Source organism: Streptomyces sp. WAC00040 (genome assembly GCF_056835925.1).
In genome coordinates, this window is sequence record NZ_JAKQZE010000001.1 from 2,958,185 (window position 1) to 2,981,366 (window position 23,182).

Sequence of the window (23,182 nt, forward strand, 5' to 3'; positions counted from 1 at the left end):
GAGCTGGTCAGGCGTTATGAAGCAACGTCGGTGTCGGCGGGCCGGATGTAGATGCGCTGGCCGGTGTAGGCGGCCTGCTGCACGATCCGATTGACGGAGGCGGCGTCCACGACCGTACTGTCGACAGCCGTGCCGTCGATGTCGTCCAGTCGCATGATCTCGAAGCGCAAGCGCTTCTCCCTTCGTCTGATCCTCCTGCAGGAGAACTGAGTGGCTCACAGACGGAAGTCCCCGTCCGTGTATACGGGTGTCAACGGGATGCATCCTGCAAACATTCCCTACGCTAAGGAAATTTTTCGGATGCCTAACTACTGGCGGGTAGCGCTCCGGACACGGACAATGAGCCCCGTATGAACGACGCAGAGATCAACCAGATCGCCGGCCGCCTGGAGCGCACCAATGAGCTCCTGCAGCGGATGCTCGCCGAGGTCGCGAAGACCCCCTCCACCCATGCCATCTTCGTCGACGCCGGTTACGTCTATGCTGCGGCCGGGTTGCTTGTGGCGGGCACGGAGGACCGGCGCTCCTTCGACCTCGACGCGGAAGGTCTGATCGAAGCCTTTATCGACAAGGCGCGCACGATCTTCGCCGACAGCCGGCTGCTGCGGGTCTACTGGTACGACGGCGCCAGGCGCCGCATCCACACCTCCGAGCAGCAGGCGATCGCGGAGCTGCCCGACGTCAAGGTGCGCCTCGGCAACCTCAACGCCAACAACCAGCAGAAGGGCGTCGACTCCCTCATCCGCACCGACCTGGAGTCCCTCGCCCGGCACCGCGCCATCAGTGACGCGGCGCTCGTCGGCGGCGACGAGGACCTGGTCTCCGCGGTCGAGGCGGCCCAGGGGTACGGCGCACGGGTCCACCTCTGGGGCATCGAGGCGGGAGAGGGCCGCAACCAGGCCGAGCCGCTGCTGTGGGAGGTGGACAGCCAGCGCACCTTCGACCTCGACTTCTGCCGTCCCTACATCACCCGCAGGCCGGTGACGACCTACGAGAACGAGGGCTCACCGCCGCCCTCCCGTGACGAAGTGCGTTTCGTGGGCGCGCAGATCGCCGCGACCTGGCTGGGCGAGCGCGGTCGCGCCGAGCTGGCCGAACTGCTTCCCGGCCACCCCTACCTGCCCGGGTCCGTCGACCAGGACCTGCTCATCGAGGCGGAACGGCGGCTCCAGCGCTCGCTGCGCGGGCACGCGCTGCTCCGGCGCGCGCTGCGTGACGGCTTCTGGCAGCACCTCCAGTCCCAGTACTGACTGCTCCTCCGGGAGCCGTACGATCCGGCCCCCGGATCGACTCAGTGCTGAGCCCAGAACCGGACGAGCGCGGCGGCGGTCTCCGCGGGGCGGTCGGTGTTCGGGGAGTGCTCCGCACCGGCGATCACCGTCCGGTGCGCCCCCAGCGCTTTTGCCATCGCGTCCAGCAGCGGCACCGGCCAGGTGTCGTCGCGCTCGCCCGACAGCACATGCGTGTGCGGCGGCCGTACGGCGGCGAGTTCGGCGACCCTGTCCGGTTCGTTTCGCAACTGCCTTCCCGTGGCGAGAAGTTGGGCCGGATTGTGCAGCAGCCATCGGCGCCGCAGGTCCTCACGGTCCTCCGTGGCTTCCTCCGCCGCGTCCTCCGGCGCGTCGAAGGCGAGGATCGCCTCCCACACCTGGTCCATCGGCATCACCGCGAGCGCGTCGCTCAGCAGCTTCACCCGCTGCTGCTGGGCCGGACTGATCTGCGCCGGCCCGGACGACATCAGTGTCAGCGTCACGAACGGCGAAGCGTCCATGAGGACGGCGGCGCGGGCGATCTGGCCGCCGAGCGAGTGCCCCACGAGGTGCAGCCGACCGCCCAGCGCCGCCGCCTGGGCCAGTACGTCCCGCGCCAACTCGTCCTGGCCGTAGGCGGCTTGATCGGCAGGGCCGGCCGTCTCGTACTGGCCGCGGCCGTCGACCGCGACGGCGCGATAGCCGGCCGCGGTCAGCGGCTCGAGCAGCGCGATGAAGTCCTCCTTGCTGCCGGTGTACCCGGGCAGCAGCAGCGCGGTGCCGCGCACGTCCCCGGACGGCCGCGCGTCGAGCACGGCGAACGCGCCGCGCGAGGTGGGGAGCGCGCAGGAACGTGCGCAGGCGGGCGGAACGAAGGTGGGCGGCCGGCTCATGCGGACGAGGCTAACCCGGGGGAGGCCGAACGGGGGCGGGCGGCGCCGATGCGCCGGGCGTGTTCTCCCATCCCGCCCCTTCACCCCCGCCTCGAACGCCGCGGGACCGGAGTCGCGAGGCGACTCCGGTCCGGCTCGGGCGCCTCCCGTGGCGCAAGACGGTACCGGCTCCGGGCGGAGCCGGCACCGGGAAGGCGGGGGAACACAACGGCCCGGCCCCTTCCCGGGGCCGGGCCGTGATGAGGTGCGTGGGCGTCAGCTCTCCGGCTGCGCCACAGCCTTGCGCGCACGCGTCCGACGCGGCTTCGCCTCCGGCTCCACGCCGGTCTCGGCGCTCACTGTGGTCTCGGCCGCCACCGCAGCCTTGGGCTCCGCGGCCTTGCGGGCGCGGGTCCGGCGGGGCTTGGCCTCGGTGTCGGCCTCGGCGGTCACTGCCGCCTCGGCGGTGTCGACGGCCTTGGCCGCACGCGTCCGCCGGGGCTTCGCCTCTGCGTCGGTCTTGACGGCCTCTGCCGTGTCGACGGCCTTGCGGGCGCGGGACCGGCGCGGCTTCGTCTCGGTGTCGGCCTCGGTGGTCACTGCCGCCTCGGCGGTGTCGACGGCCTTGGCCGCACGCGTCCGTCGGGGCTTCGCCTCGGCGGCGGTGGCTTCGGCGGTGTCGACCGCCTTGGCCGCACGCGTCCGGGTCCGGCGCGGCTTGGTCTCGACGACCGCCTCCGGCTCCACCGTTGCGATGCCGGCCTCGACGGCCTCGACGGCCTCGACGGTGTCGACAGCGTCGACGGCCTTCGTGGCACGGGTGCGGCGACGGGGCTTGACCTCGGGCTCGGACTCGGCCGCGGTCTCCACGACCGCCTCGGCCTCGGCGACGACGGCCTGCGCGGCGCCGCGCGTACGGCGGCGGCGCGGCTTGGCCGTCTCCGTCTCCGCCTCAGTCTCCGCCTCGACGACGGCAGCGGTCTGCTCGACCGTCTCGACGACGGCCGTCGCCTCGGCGGACGCCTGCGCGCCCACCCGGGTGCGACGCCGTCGGCGGGGCGTGCGCGGCTCGACGGACGCTTCGCCGGCGGCCTGCTCGGGAACGGCTGCCTCGGCCACGGCCGTCCCGGCCGTCGTCTCCCCGCCGCGGGTGCGGCGACGCTGGCGCGGCGCACGCGTACGGGCCGGGCGCTCCTCGCGGGCCGCCGGGGCCGACGCGGTCCGGCGGCCGCGGCCACCGGTCTCGCCGAGGTCCTCGACCTCCTCCGCGGACAGACCGGCGCGCGTGCGCTCGGCACGCGGCAGGACGCCCTTGGTGCCGGCCGGGATGTTCAGCTCCTCGAACAGGTGCGGCGACGTGGAGTACGTCTCCGGCGGGTCCGGGAAGCCCAGGTCCAGTGTCTTGTTGATGAGCTGCCAGCGCGGGATGTCGTCCCAGTCGACCAGTGTCACGGCGGTGCCGGACGCTCCCGCGCGGCCCGTGCGGCCGATGCGGTGGAGGTAGGTCTTCTCGTCCTCGGGCGACTGGTAGTTGATGACGTGCGTGACACCCTCGACGTCGATGCCTCGCGCGGCGACGTCGGTGCACACGAGCACGTCCACCTTGCCGTTGCGGAACGCCCGCAGCGCCTGCTCACGGGCGCCCTGGCCCAGGTCGCCGTGCACGGCTCCGGAGGCGAAACCGCGGCGTGCGAGCTGGTCGGCGATGTCCGCCGCGGTGCGCTTCGTACGGCAGAAGATCATCGCGAGTCCGCGGCCTTCGGCCTGCAGGATGCGCGAGACCATCTCGGGCTTGTCCATGGAGTGCGCGCGGTAGACGCGCTGCGTGGTGTTGCGCACGGTCGCGCCCTCGTCGTCGGGCGAGGTGGCGCTGATGTGCGTGGGCTGCGACATGTAGCGGCGGGCGAGACCGATGACGGCGCCCGGCATGGTCGCGGAGAAAAGCATGGTCTGCCGCTTGGCGGGCAGCTGCTGGATGATCTTCTCGACGTCCGGCAGGAAGCCCAGGTCGAGCATCTCGTCGGCCTCGTCGAGGACCAGGGCGCGCACGTGCGAGAGGTCGAGCTTCCTCTGGCCCGCCAGGTCCAGCAGGCGCCCGGGCGTGCCGACGATCACGTCGACGCCCTTCTTGAGCGCCTCGACCTGGGGCTCGTACGCCCGGCCGCCGTAGATGGCGAGCACACGGACGTTACGGACCTTGCCGGCGGTCAGCAGGTCGTTGGTGACCTGGGTGCACAGCTCGCGGGTGGGGACGACGACCAGGGCCTGGGGGGCGTCGGTCAGCTGCTCGGGCTTCGCCCGGCCGGCCTCGACGTCCGCGGGGACGGTGACGCGCTCCAGCAGCGGCAGGCCGAATCCGAGGGTCTTGCCGGTGCCGGTCTTGGCCTGGCCGATGACGTCGGAACCGGAGAGCGCGACGGGGAGCGTCATCTCCTGGATGGGGAAGGGGGAAACGATGCCGACGGCCTCGAGGGCTTCGGCGGTCTCGGGGAGGATCCCGAGGTCCCGGAAAGTCTGCGTAGTCAGGGTGTTGCCTCTTCTGTGAGACGCGGCGCGAGGCGAACGCTGGGGGTCGTACCGCACCTGGGTACTGGACCGGCCGTGCATCGGCCGGATGGCGCGGGACCACTGCCGTCGCTCGAGCGCTCGTACCGCTGAGGGGGCCCCTCATCTGCGGTCTTGCGCAACTGTGCGCATGATCCGCGTGGAGGGCGGTCGGGGTCGGAGCCGATCGGGCCACCGACCGGGCATCCTCATTCATCAGACGGCCTACCGAGGGCACAGAAATACTCTGAACGCTCAGCAGGCGCATTACCACTGTACCCCGGATTCGCGCATGTGTGTTGGGTGAATTCACGAGGACTGTGTTTGCGGCGTTGCTGACCAGGCCCTTCCCCCGTGCGGCGGGCGGGCTATTGTGCCGTTCATGGAGACGCCTGACAACGCCACTGAATCCACCGGTCACACCGGGATCGCCGCCCTGGACTGGGCTGCGGCGTCCGCGGAACCGCAGTATCGTGCCGCCGTCGTGGACCTGCTCGGGGCACTCGCGTACGGCGAGCTGGCGGCATTCGAGCGGCTCGCGGAGGACGCCAAGCTGGCGCCGTCGCTCGGCGACAAGGCCGAGCTGGCGAAGATGGCCTCCGCCGAATTCCACCACTTCGAGCGGCTGCGTGACCGGCTCACGGCCATCGACGCGGAGCCGACGGCCGCGATGGAGCCGTTTGCCCAGGCCCTGGACGACTTCCACCGGCTGACCGCGCCGTCCGACTGGCTGGAGGGCCTGGTCAAGGCCTACGTGGGCGACTCGATCGCCAGTGACTTCTACCGCGAGGTGGCCGCCCGCCTGGACAGCGACACCCGCGCCCTGGTGCTCGCCGTGCTCGACGACACCGGCCACGGGAACTTCGCCGTGGAGAAGGTGCGTGCCGCGATCGAGGCGGACCCGCGGGTCGGTGGCCGGCTTGCCCTGTGGGCGCGGCGGCTGATGGGAGAGGCCCTGTCCCAGGCGCAGCGTGTCGTGGCGGAGCGGGACGCGCTGTCCACGATGCTCGTGGGCGGTGTGGCGGACGGCTTCGACCTGGCAGCGGTCGGTGAGATGTTCTCCCGGATCACCAAGGCTCACACCAAGCGGATGGCCGCACTGGGCCTGGCGGCATAGGAAACGGCTTCACCGGGCGGGGAACGGCTTCGGGAAGGGGCATAAAATGCGCTCCCCGGGGCCCTGAGTCCCGGCGTCGTCGCCGGGGTCCGGTCCGTCGCCGGGGCGCCTGCCCGGTGCCTCGCCCGGTCCGCCGTCCGGTGCGTCGCCGGTCTCGTCCTCCGGCCGTCCTTGGGGCGGCCGGACATCGTGCGGGCTCAGAAAGGGAACGCGCGGCGCAGTCTGCGGGTCGACGGGCGGATCAGCAGTGAGAGCAGCACCGCCCCGATCGCCACGGCCCCCAGCAAGGTCGCGAGACTGTGGCCGGGCCCGAGCGCCACGTGTGTCACGTACGCGCCGAAGAGTGCCCCCACCGCACCGGTGGCGAAGACCGCCCTGCGGGAGGGAAGCCGGTCGCCGAGGTGATGGACCGCCGCCCAGGAGAGTGCGAGCCCGAGCAGGACTGAACCGAGCGATTCCAAGAGCACTGCTGATCTCCTCACGGACGCCGGGCTGGGCTGGACGGTCGTAGCCCGTACTACCCGGCGGGCACGGAACGCAACCCTCCTTCGGCGGTTCGGGCAGCCCTGAGCAGCGAAGAGGGCCCGGCGGTCGTCCCGCCGGGCCCTCTTGCGAACATGCTTCACCACGCTCGCCCGGACACAGCCCGTGGCGTGCGCCGCCGTCGCGCTACAGCGCGCCGAACCCCACGCGCCGCGTCGTCGACTCGCCGATGTCGACGTAGGCGAGCCTGTCGACCGGCACCAGGACCCTGCGGCCCTTCTCGTCCGTGAGGCTGAGCAGCTGCGACTTGCCGGCCAGCGCCTCTGCCACGACGCGCTCGACCTCCTCGGCGGACTCCCCGCTCTCCAGAACGAGCTCCCGGGGCGCGTGCTGCACGCCGATCTTGACCTCCACGGCTATGTCCCTCCGAACGGTCAGTGCGTTGCGCGGTCACCGCGCCGTACGCAGCACACATTAGCCCCAAGGCGGCAGCCGTCAGGCGCCGCCCGGAAACGCCAGGAGCGAACAGCCCTGACGCCGGACCCCGGCCGGGGGCCCGGGTCTCAGTGCTGCTGCTCGGTGCCGTGCAGCGGGAAGCCGGCGATACCGCGCCAGGCCAGCGACGTGAGCAGCTGGACCGCGGTGTCGCGCGGGATGGCCGAGCCGCTGGAGAGCCAGTACCTGGCGACGACCTGGGAGACGCCGCCCAGACCCACCGCCAGCAGCATCGACTCGTCCTTGGACAGGCCCGTGTCCTCCGCGATCACGTCGGAGATGGCCTCGGCGCACTGCAACGACACCCGGTCCACCCGCTCGCGGACCGCGGGCTCGTTGGTCAGGTCCGACTCGAAGACCAGCCGGAACGCACCGCCCTCGTCCTCTACGTAGGCGAAGTAGGCGTCCATGGTGGCGGCGACGCGGAGCTTGTTGTCCGTCGTCGAGGCGAGCGCGCCGCGGACGGCCTGGAGCAGCGATTCGCAGTGCTGGTCCAGGAGCGCGAGGTAGAGCTCGAGCTTGCCCGGGAAGTGCTGGTAGAGCACGGGCTTGCTGACCCCCGCACGCTCGGCGATGTCGTCCATCGCCGCCGAGTGGTATCCCTGAGCCACGAAAACTTCCTGGGCGGCGCCCAGGAGCTGGTTTCTGCGGGCTCGGCGTGGCAGGCGTGTGCCCCGCGGGCGCGCCGCCTCTGTCTGCTCGATGGCTGTCACGCCGCCTCCCAATGTAAGAACAAGCACAGTTCTGACAAGCACAGTTCGGGCAGACTCTTCTTCGACCAAGAGTTGTCCGGCCAGGCGCGGGGCTCCGCGCGCGCTGTGCGCCGCGCCCGCCATCGTACTTTTGGGTAACCCGGCTGTGCGTCGTGCGGACGCAGGATTTCACGGACCGGACAGTCTCGGTAGCTGCCGGTTCGCGCCCCTTCCCCGGACATACCGGGGCAACGGGCGGCAGGTCACCGGTAGTCGTCCTCATCGAGTTTGACCACGCGGGTCTGTTCTACGGCGTCCGCCTCGTTCGCGGCGGCCGGGTCGACGTGATTCATCGGGTCGTCGCGCTCGGCGCGCACGTCGGTGTGCTGCTCGGCGGCATCGGCCTCGGGGACCTCCGCGGCGTGCGTCGCACTGTTCTCGTTGTCGTCTTCCTCGAAGGTCTCGGGATCGGTCGGATCGACTGACATGCGGCACCGCTTTCAATGGAGAGCGCGCTTTTGATACGAGCCTATGAGGTACTGATTCATGTCGCTACGTGGTGATTCGTTGACGAGGTCCGGGTGCCCGGCGGGACGCAAGTGATGTGTGACACCGAACACATCAAGCACTGCGTGATCGTCTCGTAACATTGCCGCATGTCTTCGACCGAGCTGCCGGGAGCCCGTGCCCTCAGTGCCGCGATGGCCCCGAAGGTCGCGACGGTGCGCGTCGCCGACGGCGAGAAGCTCCGTTCCGTGTCCCTGCCTGGGCTCACCCTGACGGTCCGCTCCCGCCCTCCGGCGCGCACCGGACTGCCGCCCGCGCTGTACGTGCACGGACTGGGCGGGTCCTCGCAGAACTGGTCGGCGCTGATGGCGCAGCTCGAGGACGTCGTGGACGGTGAGGCGATCGACCTGCCCGGCTTCGGGGACTCCCCGCCGCCGGACGACGGCAACTACTCGGTCACCGGTCACGCCAGGGCGGTGATCCGTTTCCTCGACGCGAGCGCCCGCGGCCCCGTGCATCTGCTGGCCAACTCCCTCGGCGGCGCCGTCTGCACCCGCGTCGCGGCCGCCAGGCCCGACCTGGTGCGCACGCTGACCCTCGTCTCGCCCGCCCTTCCCGAGCTCCGTGTGCAGCGCTCCGCCGTGCCGACCGCGTTGCTCGCGGTGCCGGGAATCACCGGCCTCTTCGCGCGGATGACCAAGGACTGGACCGCTGAGCGCCGCACGCGCGGGGTGCTGGCGCTCTGTTACGGAGACCCCTCGCGGGTGACGGACGAAGCCCTCCGCCACGCCGTCGAGGAGATGGAACGGCGGATGAGCCTTCCTTACTTCTGGGACGCGATGACCAGGTCGGCGCGTGGCATCGTGGACGCCTACACCCTCGGCGGACAGCAGGGACTGTGGCGTCAGGCGGAGCGTGTGCTCGCCCCGACCCTCCTCGTCTACGGGCGCAAGGACCTGCTGATCTCGTACCGTATGGCGCGCAAGGCGGCAGCGGCGTTCCGGGGTTCCCGGCTGCTGACGCTCCCGGACGCCGGGCACGTTGCGATGATGGAGTACCCGGAAGCGGTCGCCCAGGCCTTCCGGGAGCTGCTCGACGACTGCGGTAGGAGCTGATCCGGGGCGTGGGACGACACAGCCGCAAGGGCCCTCTTCCGAAGGGAGCCCGCACCGGCGCGGACGGTGGACCGGACTCCGGTGAACGGGAGGCCGTGACCGCCGTACCCGGCATCGGCCGCCGCAGGCTCGCGCCAGGGCCCGGTCCCGCTCCCGCTCCCGGGTGGAGCACTCCCGGTCACGGCACCGACCACGGGGTGCCGCACGCCCGTGGAGAGCACCCGGAGCACCGGGAGCCCGGCGGCGCGTGGGGGGACTGGCAGGGAACGCCGCCGGAGCAGGGCGCGCAGCGCGTCCAGCCCCCCCAGTCGCGCACCATGACCACCGGGCCGCGGATACCGGGCCCGCGCCGGGAGTACGTCGAGGCCTTCGACCGGGCCCCCGACCCGCGCCCGCCGCGCCCTGACCGGTACTCGCCCGACTACCCCTACGACTCGTTCACCGACCGGGAAGCGGGGCACGGGCGGCCGCCCGAGATCGCCGCGGACACCGAGGCCGAGGACGTTCCGGACCCGGACGCCGCGCCGGCCGGGGAACCGCCCGCCAAGGGCGGCAAGGGCCGTACGTTCACGGGCATCGCGGCCGCCGCGGTGACCACCGTGCTCGCCGTGGTGGTGGCCGGACAGGTCGCGATGGACCGGTCGGGCGAGATCGGCTCGCAGGCGTCCGGTGAGGAGCGGGAGGCGCAGCAGCGGCCCGACCGCTCTGAGGGCAGGCCCACCCCGCCCCAGGCCGCGAAACCCCCGGCCGCGCCCCCCACGTACCAGCAGCTGATGACGCGGCAGTTCCCGATCGACCCGGAACTCAAGGCCTCCGGTGACTTCGAGGCCGTTCCCGGCTTCGACAAGGCGCCCGGCAAGGGCCGCAAGGTCAGCTACCGCATCGATGTCGAGAAGGGCCTCGGCCTGGACGCCGGCCTCTTCGCCAGGGCCGTCCAGGAGACGCTGAACGACGACCGCAGCTGGGCGCACGGCGGGGCCATGACCTTCGAGCGGATCTCGTCGGGCGAGGCCGAGTTCGTCATCACGCTGGCGAGCCCGGGGACCACCGCCGTCTGGTGCGCCAAGTCGGGGCTCGACACGACCGTGGACAACGTCTCCTGCGACTCCGCCTCGACCGAGCGCGTGATGATCAACGCGTTCCGGTGGGCGCAGGGCGCGGAGACCTACGGCGACGACGCGATGCTGGCGTATCGCCAGATGCTCATCAATCACGAGGTCGGGCACCGCCTCGGCTACAACCACGTGAACTGCTCCACCCAGGGTGCTCTCGCGCCCGTGATGCAGCAGCAGACCAAGACGCTGGAGGTCGGCGGCATCAAGTGCCGGGCCAACCCATGGGTGCACCCCGGCGATTGAGTCGCCTTCCGCGCAATGGCCGCAGCCTGACCCTCTGTAGGCGAGTCGCGCCGTAGCGCGACGGAACGCCCCCCGGCAGCGAAAGTTACGTGCATTCACCCCTTCCGGTGGCGCGACGGACAACCGTCCGTCGCGCCACCGGCATGTCCGCTTAACGTCGTTCCGCTGTGAGTCGCCGGAAATCGACGGCGGCCGCCCACAACGGGAGATCGGGGGTGCGACTGTGCGGATCGGATTGATCACGGAGGGTGGTTACCCGTACGCGACCGGTGAGTCCAGGCTCTGGTGCGACCGGCTGGTGCGCGGGCTCGAGCAGCACGAGTTCGACCTGTACGCCCTCAGCCGGAGCGCTCAGCAGGAGAAGCAGGGCTGCGTCCAGCTCCCCCCGCAGGTTCGCAGGGTCCGTACGGCGGCCCTGTGGGCGCCGGCGGACGACGGTCGGACCTACGGGCGGCGTGAACGCCGGCGCTTCGTCGGCCATTTCAAGGACCTCGCCGCCGCTGTGTGCGCCGACGGCGACGGTTTCGCCGAGGGGCTGTACGGACTGGCGGAACTCGCCCGTGAGCACGGCGGGCTGTACGCCGCCCTCCGCTCGGAGATGGCCGTGCGTGCCCTCGAGTCGGCCTGCCGGGCGCCCGGCACACGCCGCACCGTCCACGGGGCGACGGTGGTGGACCATCTGGCCTTCGCCGACCGGCTCGAACGAGCCCTGCGCCCCCTCATCCTCGGTTGGTACGACGAAGACGGCCTCGGCGCGGTGGACCTCTGCCACGCGGCTGCCGGTGGACCGGCAGCCCTGCCCGGCCTGTTGGCCAAACGCTTCTGCGGAGTCCCGCTGCTGGTCACGGAGTACGGAGTCCAGCTGCGCGCCCACTACCTTGCTGCCACCGACGCCGGGCTGAGCGCACCGGTCCGGGCCCTTCTCGCCTCCTTCCACGGCCGGCTGGCCGCGGAGGTCTACCGGCAGGCGTCCGTCATCACGCCCGGCAACACCCACGCACGGCGCTGGCAGGAGAGGTGCGGCGCGGCCCGCGAGAAGCTGCGCACGGTCTATCCCGGCATGGAGGAGGATCGTTTCGCGGCCGTCGGCGAGAGCGCCGACACCGGCGATCCGCACACCCTCGTCTGGGTCGGACGGATCGAGCCGTCAAAGGACCTCATCTCCCTGCTCCACGCCTTCGCCGAGATCCGCAAGGCGGAACCGCTCGCCAGGCTCCGGCTGTTCGGCGCGCCCGCGCAGAGCCCGGAGGCGGTCACCTATCTCGCCCACTGCAAGGCGCTCGCCGCCCAGCTCTTCCCCGACGAGGCCGCCGGCGCCCATGCCGTCGGCGACAACCCGGTCTCCTTCGAGGAGATCGGGGGCCCCGAGGCGCCGGAGCTCGTCGACGCCTACGCGGCAGGGGGAGTGGTCGTCCTGTCCAGCGTCGTCGAAGGCTTCCCGATCAGCCTCGTGGAGGCGATGTTCTGTGGTCGCGCCACCGTGTCCACGGACGTGGGCGCGGTTGTGGAGGTCATCGGCGGCACCGGGCTCGTCGTGCCCCCGCGCAATCCGCGGGCGCTCGCCGACGCCTGCGTCTCCCTACTGCGTGACGGCGCACGGCGGGAGCGACTCGGCGCCGCGGCGCGCGCCCGCGCACTCGAACTCTTCACTGTTGAACAGAATCTGACGGCATTTCGCGGCATCTATCTGGAGCTGATGTCGCATTCGCCGGTCCAGCGGGACGTCGTCGACGCAGACGGCGGGCCGCTGCCCTTCGCGCACCCGGCCGAGTGTCACGTCTCGGCCCCCTGGACCGGCGCGACGTCCCGCCCCCGCACCCCCGGTTGGGCCGAGGAGCCGCGTCTCGTCGCGGCCGGAGCCCCACCGGAGACGGCGAAGGAGACACAGCCATGACGGCCCCCAGAGTCACCGGGAGCACGGCGCACGCGGACCCGGCCGGCGCCGGGCGGGCCACGGACCCGGCCCTGGCCCTCGCGGACCTCACCCGGCTCCACGAGGAACTGGCCGCCGCGACCGCCGCCGACGCGGGCCACCGGCCGTCCGCGGCGGCAGAGCCGTCAGCGGAGGCCGGCAGCGCGCCGCGGACGGACGATGAGGAGACGGGCGCCGTATGCCCGGGGCAGTCGCGGTCATCCGCCGCCGCCCCGGTCGCCGCGGACGGCGACCACAGCGGTGCGCGGCAAGGACGCCGGGGACCTGCCGATCCGGTCAAGGCGCTCATGCACCGCCACCGCGAACTGTGCGAGCAGGCCGTCGACCCGCTGGAGATCGCGGCGGGCCTCGAGGCGCACGGAGTCACGGACCGCACCGCGGCACGCTTCCGCCACCGCGATGTCTTCGCTCTCGCCGAGGAGATGTACGCGCGTGTGCCTCGAGGCAAGGAGCACACCGACGCCCCGGTCCAGCCGGCGCGCGCCGCCGATCCGCGCGCCGGCCGGGCCTTCCTCGCCCCCGGGCTCCTCCTGGCACTGCTGCCGGGCGCCGTGTGCGCCCTCACGGTCGCCGGCGCCGCGGCCACCGGAGGGGCGCTGCGGCCCGTGGTCGGCGTGGCCGGCGCCGCCGCGGTGGTCGTCACGGTCGCGCTGTGCCTGCGCCGAGGGCCCCTGCGCGCGAAGGGCCGTCGCATCGCCTCCGTACGGATGTGGACGCTGTGCCTGCTCGCCCACGCCGCCTACGGTCAGGGGCTCCTGCGCGAGGTGACCACCGGCGGCCCCGAAGGCGCCTGGCCCATGGACCCCGCGCCACTCGTGGGCCTCGCGCTGGCCGTCGCCCCGGCCGCCTGGTGCGCCCACGTCTTCTCCGTGCTCGCCCGGCGCAGGCTCGAACGGAGCCGGGGCCTCGACGAGTTCGCCGCCGGGGCGCGGCCGCTGCTCCTCGCGGCGCTCGTCCTGTACGCGGGCACGCTCATGGCGCTGCTCGCGGCGACCGGGCTGGTGCTCCCCGGCGCCGCACTCGCCCCGACGGCCGCGCTCGGCACGCTGCTGTTCCTCGCTCGTCTGCTCATCGTCCATGGCTTCGCGGGACCCGCGGCGAACGCCCTGGCCGCCGCGTGCGCCGCCGAAGCGGCCGCCTCGGCCCTGCTGCTGGCGGGACGCCTGCCCGGTCTCGAAGCCCTGGCCCGTCCCGTGGAGGCGATCGTCGCCGCCTGGGGCGTCGCGGCCGTACCGGCTCTCGCCTGTGGCGTCGCCGCTCTCGGACTGCTCGCCCACGCCGTACCGGCACTGTCCCGGGCCTCGGCACACACCCACTGACCTGCTCCGAACGCCGCCGTCGCATCCGCCGCACTCCGCGGAGCCGACGCCTCTGAGCAGCCGGCCGCCATGGCACCGACAGCAACATCCCTAAGGAGAAAGCCACATGACACCGAAACACCCAGCTCCGGTCCGTCGGCCCCGGGGAGCCGCGCGATGAGGGTGCTCCTGCTCGGTGCCAATGGATTCCTCGGCCGATTCGTCGCCGACCGGCTGCTCGCCGACCCGGCCGTGCACCTCACAGCCCTTGGCCGCGGCGACGACGCCGATGTCCGTTTCGACCTCTCCGGCGGCAGCCCGGGAGCGCTGACCCGTTTCCTGGGCGCTGTGCACCCCGGTGTCGTCATCAACTGCGCGGGCGCCACCCGCGGCGGCGCCCGCGAACTGACCAGGCACAACACTGTCGCTGTCGCGACCGTCTGCGAGGCGCTGCGCCGCAGCGGCTGCGGCGCCCGGCTGGTCCAGGTCGGCTGTGCGTCCGAGTACGGCCCCTCGCAGCAGGGCTCTTCGACCGCGGAGGACGCCGTCCCCCGCCCCGGCGGCCCCTACGGGGTGAGCAAGCTCGCCGCCACCGAGCTGGTGCTCGGCTCGGGTCTGGATGCCGTCGTCCTGCGCGTCTTCTCTCCCGTCGGCCCCGGCACACCGGCCGGCTCCCCGCTCGGTCGGCTCGCCGAAGCCATGCGGCGCGCCATGCAGTCCGGCGACGGGGAGCTCAAGCTCAGCGGACTCGGTGTGCAGCGCGACTTCGTCGACGTGCGTGACGTGGCGCGCGCGGTGCACGCCGCCTCGCTCTCGGCCGCGCAGGGCGTCGTCAACATCGGCACGGGCCGTGCCGTGAAGCTCAGGGACGCCGCCTCGATCCTCGCCAGGGTCGCCGGTTACGCGGGCGCCCTGCACGAGCTGGACGCGCCGCCCGGCCGCCCGGTCATCGGCAGCCCGCGCTCCGAGTCGATCGTGGAGCACCTCGCCGCGACCCCCTCCCCTTATCCGGACGGTTGCGGAACGTGGCAGCAGGCGGACGTGCGCACCGCCCGCGACCGGCTCGGCTGGCGTCCCCGTATCAATCTCGAGGAGTCCCTCGCCGACATCTGGATGGAGGCGGCATGCCGCATCTGACCACTACGGACACACCGCTGTCCGCCACGGGAGCGGAAAGGCTGGGGTTCGGTGTCCCCGGCTACGCGCACCCCTTGCTCGCTCCCACCGAGTGGGCCGAGCTGATCCGGCCGGGGACACCGCTGCACTGGGTCGTCCTCAACGTCGCGGCAGGGCCGGGCGACCGGCCCGACCCTCACTGTCTGGACGCCGTCGGCCGGCTGCGCAATGCCGGCGTGCGGGTCCTGGGGCACCTGGACATGTCCCACGGGTCGCGGGCCTTCGGCGACGTGGTGCGTGACGCCCGGCACTTCTTCGACTGGTACAAGGTCGACGGCTTCCTGCTGGACCGCTGTCCCACGGAGCGGGCCGATCTGGCGAACGTGCGCCGGACCACAGCCACTCTGGACGCCGTGGTGGACGGCGGGCACCTGGTACTGGGGCACGGTTCGCATCCGTACCCCGGCTACGCGGAGGCCGCGGACCAGCTGGTCACCTTCTCCGGGCCCTGGGCGGAGTACCGCTGGTCACAGGTGGCGGAGTGGACGGCCGAGTATCCGCCGGAACGGTTCGTCCACTTCGTCCACGGCGTGCCCCGTACTCACCTGGAGGAGGCCACCCGCATCGCCCGGTGGCAGGGTGCGGGCACGATCTTCTTCACCGACCGGGGCGGCCGATGGGAGGGAAAGGGTCATATCGGGCCATTCGAGACACTGCCCGGTTACTGGGACGAAATCGTCTCGCAGATCGGACGTGGTGTCTCGGAATGAGGAGGGCCGTGGCAGTGTTACGAGGAGAACAACCGTACTGACATAACGACCGACGGAGCCCCCGTGTCGCTGCCACCCCTGGTCGAGCCCGCAGCCGAGCTCACCGTAGACGAGGTCCGCAGGTACTCCCGCCACCTGATCATCCCGGATGTCGGGATGGACGGGCAGAAGCGGCTGAAGAACGCCAAGGTGCTCGCCGTGGGTGCGGGCGGACTCGGCTCGCCGGCCCTGATGTACCTGGCGGCCGCCGGTGTCGGCACGCTCGGCATCGTGGAGTTCGACGAGGTCGACGAGTCGAACCTGCAACGCCAGATCATCCACAGCCAGGCCGACATCGGCCGTTCCAAGGCCGAATCCGCCCGTGACAGCGTCAAGGGCATCAACCCGTACGTGAACGTCGTCCTCCACGAAGAGCGGCTCGAGGCCGAGAACGTGATGGAGATCTTCAGCCAGTACGACCTGATCGTCGACGGCACGGACAACTTCGCCACGCGCTACCTGGTCAACGACGCCTGTGTGCTGCTGAACAAGCCGTACGTGTGGGGTTCGATCTACCGCTTCGACGGCCAGGCCTCCGTCTTCTGGTCCGAGCACGGGCCCTGCTACCGCTGCCTCTACCCGGAGCCCCCGCCGCCGGGCATGGTCCCGAGCTGCGCCGAGGGCGGCGTGCTCGGCGTGCTCTGCGCGTCCATCGGCTCGATCCAGGTGAACGAGGCCATCAAGCTGCTCGCCGGCATCGGTGAGCCGCTGGTCGGCCGGCTCATGATCTATGACGCCCTCGAGATGCAGTACCGCCAGGTGAAGGTCCGCAAGGACCCGAACTGCGCGGTCTGCGGCGAGAACCCCACAGTCACCGAGCTCATCGACTACGAGGCCTTCTGCGGCGTCGTGTCCGAGGAGGCCCAAGAGGCGGCGGCCGGCGCGACGATCACTCCCAAGCAGCTCAAGGAGTGGATCGAGGACGGCGAGAACATCGACATCATCGATGTCCGCGAGGTCAACGAGTACGAGATCGTCTCGATCCCGGGTGCCCGGCTGATCCCGAAGAACGAGTTCCTGATGGGCACCGCTCTCCAGGACCTTCCCCAGGACAAGAAGATCGTCCTGCATTGCAAGACGGGTGTCCGCAGTGCGGAAGTCCTCGCCGTGCTGAAGTCGGCGGGCTTCGCCGACGCGGTGCACGTCGGCGGCGGCGTCATCGGCTGGGTCAACCAGATCGAGCCGGAGAAGCCGGTCTACTGATCAAGGGTCTCGCTCACCGGCGAGGCTGAGGAAGCCCACGGCTCTGAACAGCTCGGATGCCGTGGGCTTCTGTCGTTGTCGGTCGGCACTGGACGGCCTCGCACGGCCCAGGGACGGCCCAGCCGGGCAGCTGACTGAGCCAACCCCTTGTCGGCGCATGCGGCTATAGTGCGCTCGCCATGGACGGCAACGCTGGGGAGGGGCTTTGGGAGCCAAGACGGGACTGCTGTACTCCGACGGCGACGCGCCGGCGGCCGCACCGCAGGTACGGCGCGCGCCCGCGCCTTGCGCGGACGACAGACAGGCCCCGGACCGCGGCGAGCGGTCCGGGGCCTTCCTCGTGCCGGCTGCGGGCACCGGGGCACCTCAGGAGGTGCAGGTACTGCCGGTCTGCGGGACCTTGCCAGCGAGCAGATAGGCGTCCACGGTCTTCGTCACGCACGTCCCGCTTCCGTAGGCGCCGTGGCCTTCACCCTTGTTGGTGAGCAGTACGCCGACGCCCTTGCCGAGCTCGTCGGCCATCTTCTGCGCACCCTCGTACGGGGTCGCCGGGTCGCCCGTCGTACCGATCACCAGGATGGGCGCCGCACCCTCGGCGGAGACCTCCGGCGTCTCCCACTCGCCGGGCACCGGCCACTGGGCGCACCAGCCGGCCAGGTCCCACGCCAGATACGGGCCGAAGACCGGGGACACGTCGGTGAACTCGGCGAGGTGACGCGAACGCACCTCTGCGGGCAGCACCCGGCCCTTGGCGTCGGCGCACGAAATGGCGCGCTGCGCATGGCTCTGGGTGCCGTAACGACCGCTCGCGTCACGGTCGTTGTACGAGTCGGCCATCAGCAGCAGCCCCGTGCCGTCGCCCTTCTCCGCCGCGTCCAGCGCCTGGGTCAGGTACTTCCAGCTGCTCTGCGAGTACAGCGGCTGGATGATCCCGGTCAGCGCGAGGCTCTCGGTGAGCCGTCGGCCGTCGGCCGCGGGTATCGGCTTGCGGTCGAGCTGCCGCAGCAGTTTCACGACGCGCCCGGTGCCTTCTTCCGCGCTGATGCCCCGGCTCTTGAAGTAGTTCTCCAGCGCGCGCTGGAATCCGCGGGCCTGGTTGCGTGAGTGCCCGGCGTAGTCGGCGGACGGGTCGACCACGGCGTCGAGGACCAGCCGCCCGACGTTCTTCGGGTACAGGTGGGCGTAGACGCCACCCAGCTCGGTGCCGTAGGAGAAGCCCAGATAGTGGAGCTTGTCGTCGCCGAGGACGTGGCGTATCAGGTCCATGTCGCGTGCGGCGTTCGCCGTGCCGACGTGGGGGACGACCCGGCCGGACCGTTCGGCGCAGCCCTTGCCGAAGGCCGCCGCGTCGGTCATGTAGGTCTTCTCCTCCGTCGCGGTGTCCGGAGTGGCGTCCAGGCCCAGCGACCTCGCCGTCTCCTTGTCGCCACGGCACACGACCGCGGAGCTCTCCGCCACACCACGCGGGTCGAAGCCGACCAGGTCGTAGCGGCTGTGCAGGCTGCCGTAGCCCTCGGCCGCCTGCGGCAGCGCCGCCACGCCGGAGCCGCCGGGGCCGCCGAAGTTGAAGAGCAGCGAGCCGATGCGCTTCTCGGGGTCCTTGGCCTTGGAACGGATCAGCGCGATGCCGATGGTCTCCCCGGCCGGGTCGCCGTAGTCCAGCGGGGCCTCGACCGTGGCGCACTGCCACTGGCCGCCGGGCGCCTGCGCGGAGCTGCCGTGCGCCTTGGTCGGGGCCTCGCAGCGCTTCCAGTCGGGCTTCTGCCCGGTCAGCCCGGCCGGCAGGGCAGGATCACCGGCAGGGCTCGCCGCGGGTGAGGAGCCGGCGGAGGACGGGGATTCGCCGTTGCGCGCGTCGCCGGTCCCGTCCCCGCTGCATCCGGCCGCGCCGACCGCCACGAGGATCGTCGCCGTTGCCAGGGCCACTGCTCGCACCCGATGTCTCATCCCACACATCCCAACGGTCGTCGAAGACAGATTCGGCATCCTAGGCAAGGCGCGCGCCGGCACTACCTGCACACCGTGCCGTCGGAGGGGACCCGGCCGTTCAGCAGGTAGCCGTTCACGGCCTTCTTGACGCAGGGGCTGCTGCTGTACGAACCGTGCCCCTCTCCCTCGTAGGTGACCTGGACCGCGACGCCCTTGCCCAGCGCCTGAGCCATCGCCCTCGTGCCCTCGTAGGGGGTCGCCGGGTCGCCTGTGTTGCCGACCACCACGATGGGCGGCGCGCCGGGCGCCGAGACGTCCGGGTGGTCCCACGTGCCCGGTACGGGCCACTTGCTGCAGCTCGCCTGTCCCCAGGCGAGGTACTCGCCGAAGACCGGGGAGGCCTCGCGGAACTCGGGCACCACGGCCTTGGCCTGGCCGACGGTGTAGCGGGCCTTGGTGTCGACACAGCCGATGGCCGTGCCCGCCGCCTGGATGTTGCTGTAGGTGCCGTTCTCGGAGCGTCCGTTCAGCGCGTCGGAGAACGCCATCAGCAGAGCCCCGTTGCCGCCGTCCGCCTCGTCGAGGCCCTCCTCCAGGAGCTTCCAGTACTCCTTGGAGTAGAGCGTCTGGATGATGCCGTTCGCCGCCTGCCCCTCGGTGAGCATCCGCTCCCCGATCCCCCGGATCGGCTTCTTGTCGAGTCGGTCCAGCAGACTGATGATCCAGTCTTCGATCTCCCGCACGGACGAGCCGGGGAGCCGGCACGCGTCACCGCGCTCCAGGCAGTCCTCCGCGAAGTTGGTGAGGGCCTGCTGGAAGCCTCTGACTTGCCCGAGCGCGCTCTGGACGGTGTCCAGCGTCGGGTCGACGACGGCGTCGAAGACGGCCCGGCCGATGTTCTTCGGGTACAGGTGGGCGTAGACGCCGCCCAGCTCGGTGCCGTACGAGATGCCGAAGTAGTGGAGCTTGTCGTCGCCGAGGACCTGGCGCATCAGGTCCAGGTCCCGTGCGGCGTTGACGGTGCCGACGTACGGGAGTTCGTCACCGGAGTTCTCCTCGCAGGCCTTGGTGAAGTCCTCGATGCCTTCCAGGAAGGTCTTCTCCTCGGCCGCGTCGTCGGGCGTCGGGTCTTCGGCCGCGTACTCGTCCATCTCCCTGTCGTCGAGGCACTCCACGGGAACGCTGCGGCCGACTCCCCGCGGATCGAAGCTCACCAGGTCGTAGCGGGCCCGGAGACCCTCGTAATCGGAGGCGAGCGACGGCAGGGTGTGGACCCCGGAGGCGCCCGGTCCGCCGAAGTTGAAGACGAGCGAGCCGATGCGGTTCGCGGTGTCACGGGCCGGGGCCCGGATCAGGGCCAGCTCGATCGTCTCTCCGTCCGGTTTCGCGTAGTCCAGTGGGACGTCCATGAAGGAGCACTCCCACTTCGTCCCGCCCGGCAGCGGCGACGGCGCCGGACCGCCGCCCTCCGCCTCCGAGGGTGCGGGGCAGGGCCGCCATTCCAGCCGCTGGGAGGCGAGGTCCTTCGGCCGGTCCTCGCCGCCGTTCCCCTCGTCGGAGCACCCGGCGGCGGCCAGCAGTGCGGCTGTCACGGTGGCGGCGGCCGCGGCGCGCGCGGCGGAGGAAGTTATCGGCATGCCGCCATCGTGCGCCGCCACCGCGTACCCCGCACGGGCGAAGGCCCATGTGGGTGGAGGCCGCCGCGCTGCGCCGGACGGGTGACTTCCGGCGGGCCGGGGGCGTCCTGTCGGGCGAGCCCCCGGCCCGTCAGAGGGAGCCCTGTCGGGTGAGGTGCGTGAAGGCGAACCAGCCCGGCAGGACCGGCAGCCACAGCGTCATCGTCCGGTAGAGCAGCACCGCCGGCGCGGCGATGTCTCCCGGTACGCCCACCAGCACCAGACCGCCGAGCAGCGCGCCTTCGACGGCACCCACACCGCCGGGAGTCGGCGCCGCCGATCCCAGTGCGTTCCCGGCGAGGAACACCACGGCGATGCTGGCGTAGCTCACCGGCTGGTGCCCGCCGTCGAACGCCCGGACCGACGCGTCCAGACAGAGCACGAACACACCCGTCAGCAGCAGCATCCCGCCGATGCCGGTGATCAGCTTCCCCGGCCTCTGCAGCACGTCCAGCATGCGCGGCACCACGCCCGCGAACAGCGACCGCAGCCGGGTCACTACGAACTTCCGCAGGAACGGGATCGCCGTCACCACCAGCACCAGCACGGCGACCGTCAGCAGCCCGGCGATCACCGTCCTGGACGGGGTGAGCGACGCCGTCTTCTCAGTGCCGGTCAGATAGCCGAAGGACAGCAGCAGCATGATGTGCGCGCCGAGTCCGAACAGCTGTGAGGCGCCGACACTGGCCACGGCGAGCCCCGGCCGGACACCGGAGCGCTGGAGGAACCGGGTGTTCAGCGCCACGCCGCCGACCGCCGCGGGGGCGACGATCTTGACGAACGACCCGGCGACCTGCGCCAGCACCGTCCGCAGGAAGCCGACCCGCTCCGGGACGAATCCCAGCAGGCTCATCGCCGCCGCGAAGTAACTGAGTGCGGAGAACAGCAGGGCCGCCGCCACCCAGCCCCAGTGGGCGTTGGCGAAGACGGTGCCGAAGTCGATGCCGGCGATCTGCGACAGCAGGAAGTACGCGGCGACCGCGCCGGCGATGAAGCTGACGAGCGTGCGGGGCCTGATCCGCTCCAGACGGACGGGCTCCACGGGGGCCTGCGGTCTGATCAGCAGGACCTGCCGCCGGATCTGGGAGAGCAGGTCCTCCTCGCGCACCTCGTCCATGGCCTCGTCCATGGCGCGCTTGTCCGCCTGCTTCTCCGCGCGCTCCACCTTGCGGGCCGCCTTGCGGTCGTCGGCGGAGGGCTCCTCCGTACGGGCCCGCTTCGCCGCCTCCGACGCCTCCAGCACCGCATCCCGCTCGCGCTGGGCACGCTCGCGTGCCTGATGGCGCAGGGTGGCCCTGGTCGAGCGGCTCAGGGCGATCGGCTGGAGGAGCGGCAGGCAGTCGGCGACCTTGTCGGGGCCGAGCACCTCGACCGCCGCGGCCACGGCCCGTTCGGCGCCCACCCGCAGGCCCAGGGTCGTCAGCAGCTGGGCGATGTCCATCCGGAGCACCATGTCGCCGGCGGCGATCTCTCCACCGCGCAGATCCGTGATGATCACCTGGCCGTCCGGGGCGACCAGGATGGCGTCGCCGGCGAGCCGGCGGTGCGCGATGCGGCGCGACTGGAGCGCCTTCACCTGGCGCCAGGCGCCGCGCACCACGTCGTCCGTGATCTCCACGTCCGCCAGGGAGTCCAGGGAACGCCCCCCGGAGTGCTCGTACACGAGCATCACCGCGTCGGGGCCGAGTTCCGACGTGGCGATCAGCTTGGGGGCGTTGGCGCCGGCGGCGATCGCCGCGTACGCGAGCAGGGCCTCCTGCTCCAGCGCCTGACGCAGCGACTGGATGGAACGGCGGGTCGTGATCGAGCGCAGTGTCAGCCGGCGCCACACGCGGTAGAAGAAGCCCTGCGCCTGCTGTTCGCGGTCGACGACGGTGACGTCCAGTGGCGGGCCGTCCTCCAGCGACACCAGATACCGACGGCCGCGGTCCTGGTCCGCACTCTCCGGGGCGTCGTCCTCCGCACGCATGGCGGTCACCGGGCGGAAACCGACGTGGCGCAGGCCGGCGAGCAGGTTCTGGCCGGTGGGGCGGACGTTCGGTGAGCCGACGGCGTAGAGGGTGCCGTACGCGACGGTCCAGCCCAGCAGTACGGTCAGCAGCACCGAGAACGGGGTGGTGTAGCCGGCGACGAGCATCGCGAAGGCGTCGAGCATCAGCACCATCCACAGGACCACGCGCCAGCGGGGCCTGCGGGCCATGCCCACCGCCGTCATGTAGGCGATGACCGGCGCCAGGTATCCGTGCACCGGATCCGTCAGCTCGCCGCCGGTCTGCTGCTGGGTCAGCGCGTCCTGGAGCGAGCCGGGGGCGCTCTTGGCGACCCAGAGGTCGGTGGCGAGGGTGACTCCGTGGGCGAGGACCGCGGCGAGCACGCCGTCCGCGATCCGCAGACCGTCCCGCTTGATCAGCCGCTCGATGGCGAACGCCACCGGCACGAGCAGCACGGCGATGCTCGACACCAGGCCGGCGATCTTGACCAGCAGGTCGGGTGCCTGCCCGGTGCCCTTGTTGATGTCCTGTTCGAGGCCGCTCGTGGTGCCCTGCGCGAAGGCGGCGACGGCAAGTACGACCGCGATGACCAGAATGCCGATCAGCAGCCGCATCAGGTCCGACGGGCGGTGCACACGGGCGGCGAGCAGCGGTTCGTCCCCGGAGACCTGGTCCGCGTGGGCCACCTCGGCCTCCGGTACCCCGGCCGCCGGCGTCTTCTTGCCGGGAACAGCCTTCTCCGGGTGCGGCTCGGAATCAGGGGTGCCTGCTGCCTTCGGCCGCACGCCCTGCTC

General features: G+C 71.6%; 19 protein-coding genes. 9 read left to right on the forward strand and 10 right to left on the reverse strand.

The window, feature by feature from the left end:
- Positions 1-14 precede the first annotated feature (14 nt).
- Positions 15-170 carry a hypothetical protein gene (locus MDN94_RS13910; protein ID WP_441264061.1) on the reverse strand — a complete coding sequence of 52 codons (156 nt, stop codon included), beginning with the start codon at positions 168-170 and terminating at the stop codon, positions 15-17.
- A gap of 180 nt (positions 171-350) precedes the next feature.
- Here MDN94_RS13910 and MDN94_RS13915 point away from each other — a divergent pair, with 180 nt between their 5' ends.
- Positions 351-1,250 carry an NYN domain-containing protein gene (locus tag MDN94_RS13915; protein WP_441264062.1) on the forward strand — a complete coding sequence of 300 codons (900 nt, stop codon included), beginning with the start codon at positions 351-353 and terminating at the stop codon, positions 1,248-1,250.
- Positions 1,251-1,291: 41 nt separating this feature from the next.
- On the opposite strand, the gene MDN94_RS13920 is transcribed toward MDN94_RS13915, so the two are convergent.
- Positions 1,292-2,143 carry an alpha/beta fold hydrolase gene (locus MDN94_RS13920; protein WP_482726138.1) on the reverse strand — a complete coding sequence of 284 codons (852 nt, stop codon included), beginning with the start codon at positions 2,141-2,143 and terminating at the stop codon, positions 1,292-1,294.
- A gap of 255 nt (positions 2,144-2,398) precedes the next feature.
- Positions 2,399-4,552: a DEAD/DEAH box helicase gene (locus MDN94_RS13925; RefSeq protein WP_482726139.1), complete on the reverse strand. Its 2,154-nt coding sequence runs from the start codon at positions 4,550-4,552 to the stop codon at positions 2,399-2,401.
- A gap of 496 nt (positions 4,553-5,048) precedes the next feature.
- On the opposite strand from MDN94_RS13925, the gene MDN94_RS13930 reads away from it, so the two are divergent.
- A complete protein-coding gene (locus tag MDN94_RS13930) occupies positions 5,049-5,783 on the forward strand; it encodes a ferritin-like fold-containing protein (protein WP_441264065.1) in 735 nt (244 codons plus the stop codon).
- Between the two features lie 197 nt (positions 5,784-5,980).
- Here MDN94_RS13930 and MDN94_RS13935 read toward each other — a convergent pair whose 3' ends face one another.
- The 4 genes from MDN94_RS13935 to MDN94_RS13950 form a co-directional block, all read right to left on the reverse strand.
- On the reverse strand, positions 5,981-6,250 hold the full coding sequence (locus tag MDN94_RS13935) for a hypothetical protein (protein WP_482726140.1): 270 nt from the start codon (positions 6,248-6,250) through the stop codon (positions 5,981-5,983).
- Positions 6,251-6,452: 202 nt separating this feature from the next.
- Positions 6,453-6,680 (reverse strand): DUF3107 domain-containing protein, encoded by a 228-nt coding sequence (locus MDN94_RS13940; RefSeq protein WP_053556957.1) that lies wholly within the window; start codon positions 6,678-6,680, stop codon positions 6,453-6,455.
- A 149-nt stretch (positions 6,681-6,829) separates the two neighbouring features.
- Complete coding sequence (locus tag MDN94_RS13945) at positions 6,830-7,474, reverse strand: TetR/AcrR family transcriptional regulator (protein ID WP_307708158.1); 645 nt, start codon at positions 7,472-7,474, stop codon at positions 6,830-6,832.
- Positions 7,475-7,716: 242 nt separating this feature from the next.
- Positions 7,717-7,941 carry a hypothetical protein gene (locus tag MDN94_RS13950; RefSeq protein WP_453467233.1) on the reverse strand — a complete coding sequence of 75 codons (225 nt, stop codon included), beginning with the start codon at positions 7,939-7,941 and terminating at the stop codon, positions 7,717-7,719.
- Positions 7,942-8,109: 168 nt separating this feature from the next.
- Between MDN94_RS13950 and MDN94_RS13955 the strand changes: the two genes are divergently transcribed.
- The 7 genes from MDN94_RS13955 to moeZ all read left to right on the forward strand — a co-directional run bounded on the left by MDN94_RS13955 (position 8,110) and on the right by moeZ (position 16,792).
- Positions 8,110-9,075 (forward strand): alpha/beta fold hydrolase, encoded by a 966-nt coding sequence (locus tag MDN94_RS13955; RefSeq protein WP_482726141.1) that lies wholly within the window; start codon positions 8,110-8,112, stop codon positions 9,073-9,075.
- A gap of 8 nt (positions 9,076-9,083) precedes the next feature.
- On the forward strand, positions 9,084-10,433 hold the full coding sequence (locus MDN94_RS13960; RefSeq protein WP_482726142.1) for a DUF3152 domain-containing protein: 1,350 nt from the start codon (positions 9,084-9,086) through the stop codon (positions 10,431-10,433).
- A 223-nt stretch (positions 10,434-10,656) separates the two neighbouring features.
- A complete protein-coding gene (locus MDN94_RS13965) occupies positions 10,657-12,327 on the forward strand; it encodes a DUF3492 domain-containing protein (RefSeq protein WP_482726143.1) in 1,671 nt (556 codons plus the stop codon).
- Positions 12,324-13,685 carry a hypothetical protein gene (locus MDN94_RS13970; RefSeq protein WP_482726144.1) on the forward strand — a complete coding sequence of 454 codons (1,362 nt, stop codon included), beginning with the start codon at positions 12,324-12,326 and terminating at the stop codon, positions 13,683-13,685. Before MDN94_RS13965 ends, MDN94_RS13970 begins: the two co-directional genes overlap by 4 nt.
- A 156-nt stretch (positions 13,686-13,841) precedes the next feature.
- Complete coding sequence (locus tag MDN94_RS13975; RefSeq protein ID WP_159687600.1) at positions 13,842-14,801, forward strand: NAD-dependent epimerase/dehydratase family protein; 960 nt, start codon at positions 13,842-13,844, stop codon at positions 14,799-14,801.
- Positions 14,789-15,550, forward strand: coding sequence for a spherulation-specific family 4 protein (locus tag MDN94_RS13980; RefSeq protein ID WP_482726145.1), 762 nt, complete (start codon positions 14,789-14,791; stop codon positions 15,548-15,550). Before MDN94_RS13975 ends, MDN94_RS13980 begins: the two co-directional genes overlap by 13 nt.
- Before the next feature lie 63 nt (positions 15,551-15,613).
- Positions 15,614-16,792, forward strand: a complete 1,179-nt coding sequence (gene moeZ, locus MDN94_RS13985) for an adenylyltransferase/sulfurtransferase MoeZ (protein ID WP_482726146.1) — start codon at positions 15,614-15,616, stop codon at positions 16,790-16,792.
- A gap of 366 nt (positions 16,793-17,158) precedes the next feature.
- Here moeZ and MDN94_RS13990 read toward each other — a convergent pair whose 3' ends face one another.
- From MDN94_RS13990 to MDN94_RS14000, 3 genes are all read right to left on the reverse strand, one after another.
- Entirely contained in the window at positions 17,159-18,739 is a 1,581-nt protein-coding gene (locus MDN94_RS13990; RefSeq protein WP_482726147.1) for an alpha/beta hydrolase, read from the reverse strand.
- 62 nt (positions 18,740-18,801) lie between these two features.
- Positions 18,802-20,358, reverse strand: coding sequence for an alpha/beta hydrolase (locus tag MDN94_RS13995; RefSeq protein WP_482726148.1), 1,557 nt, complete (start codon positions 20,356-20,358; stop codon positions 18,802-18,804).
- A gap of 130 nt (positions 20,359-20,488) precedes the next feature.
- Positions 20,489-23,173, reverse strand: coding sequence for a lysylphosphatidylglycerol synthase transmembrane domain-containing protein (locus MDN94_RS14000; RefSeq protein WP_482726149.1), 2,685 nt, complete (start codon positions 23,171-23,173; stop codon positions 20,489-20,491).
- Positions 23,174-23,182 lie beyond the last annotated feature (9 nt).

Excerpts from the sequence above, each read along its gene's own strand:
- MDN94_RS13915 (WP_441264062.1), top strand. The coding sequence starts at position 351 with ATGAACGACGCAGAGATCAACCAGATCGCCGGCCGCCTGGAGCGCACC.
- MDN94_RS13920 (WP_482726138.1), bottom strand. The coding sequence starts at position 2,143 with ATGAGCCGGCCGCCCACCTTCGTTCCGCCCGCCTGCGCACGTTCCTGC.
- MDN94_RS13925 (WP_482726139.1), bottom strand. The coding sequence starts at position 4,552 with ATGACGCTCCCCGTCGCGCTCTCCGGTTCCGACGTCATCGGCCAGGCC.
- MDN94_RS13930 (WP_441264065.1), top strand. The coding sequence starts at position 5,049 with ATGGAGACGCCTGACAACGCCACTGAATCCACCGGTCACACCGGGATC.
- MDN94_RS13950 (WP_453467233.1), bottom strand. The coding sequence starts at position 7,941 with ATGTCAGTCGATCCGACCGATCCCGAGACCTTCGAGGAAGACGACAAC.
- MDN94_RS13955 (WP_482726141.1), top strand. The coding sequence starts at position 8,110 with ATGTCTTCGACCGAGCTGCCGGGAGCCCGTGCCCTCAGTGCCGCGATG.
- MDN94_RS13970 (WP_482726144.1), top strand. The coding sequence starts at position 12,324 with ATGACGGCCCCCAGAGTCACCGGGAGCACGGCGCACGCGGACCCGGCC.
- MDN94_RS13975 (WP_159687600.1), top strand. The coding sequence starts at position 13,842 with ATGAGGGTGCTCCTGCTCGGTGCCAATGGATTCCTCGGCCGATTCGTC.
- MDN94_RS13980 (WP_482726145.1), top strand. The coding sequence starts at position 14,789 with ATGCCGCATCTGACCACTACGGACACACCGCTGTCCGCCACGGGAGCG.
- MDN94_RS13990 (WP_482726147.1), bottom strand. The coding sequence starts at position 18,739 with ATGAGACATCGGGTGCGAGCAGTGGCCCTGGCAACGGCGACGATCCTC.
- MDN94_RS13995 (WP_482726148.1), bottom strand. The coding sequence starts at position 20,358 with ATGCCGATAACTTCCTCCGCCGCGCGCGCCGCGGCCGCCGCCACCGTG.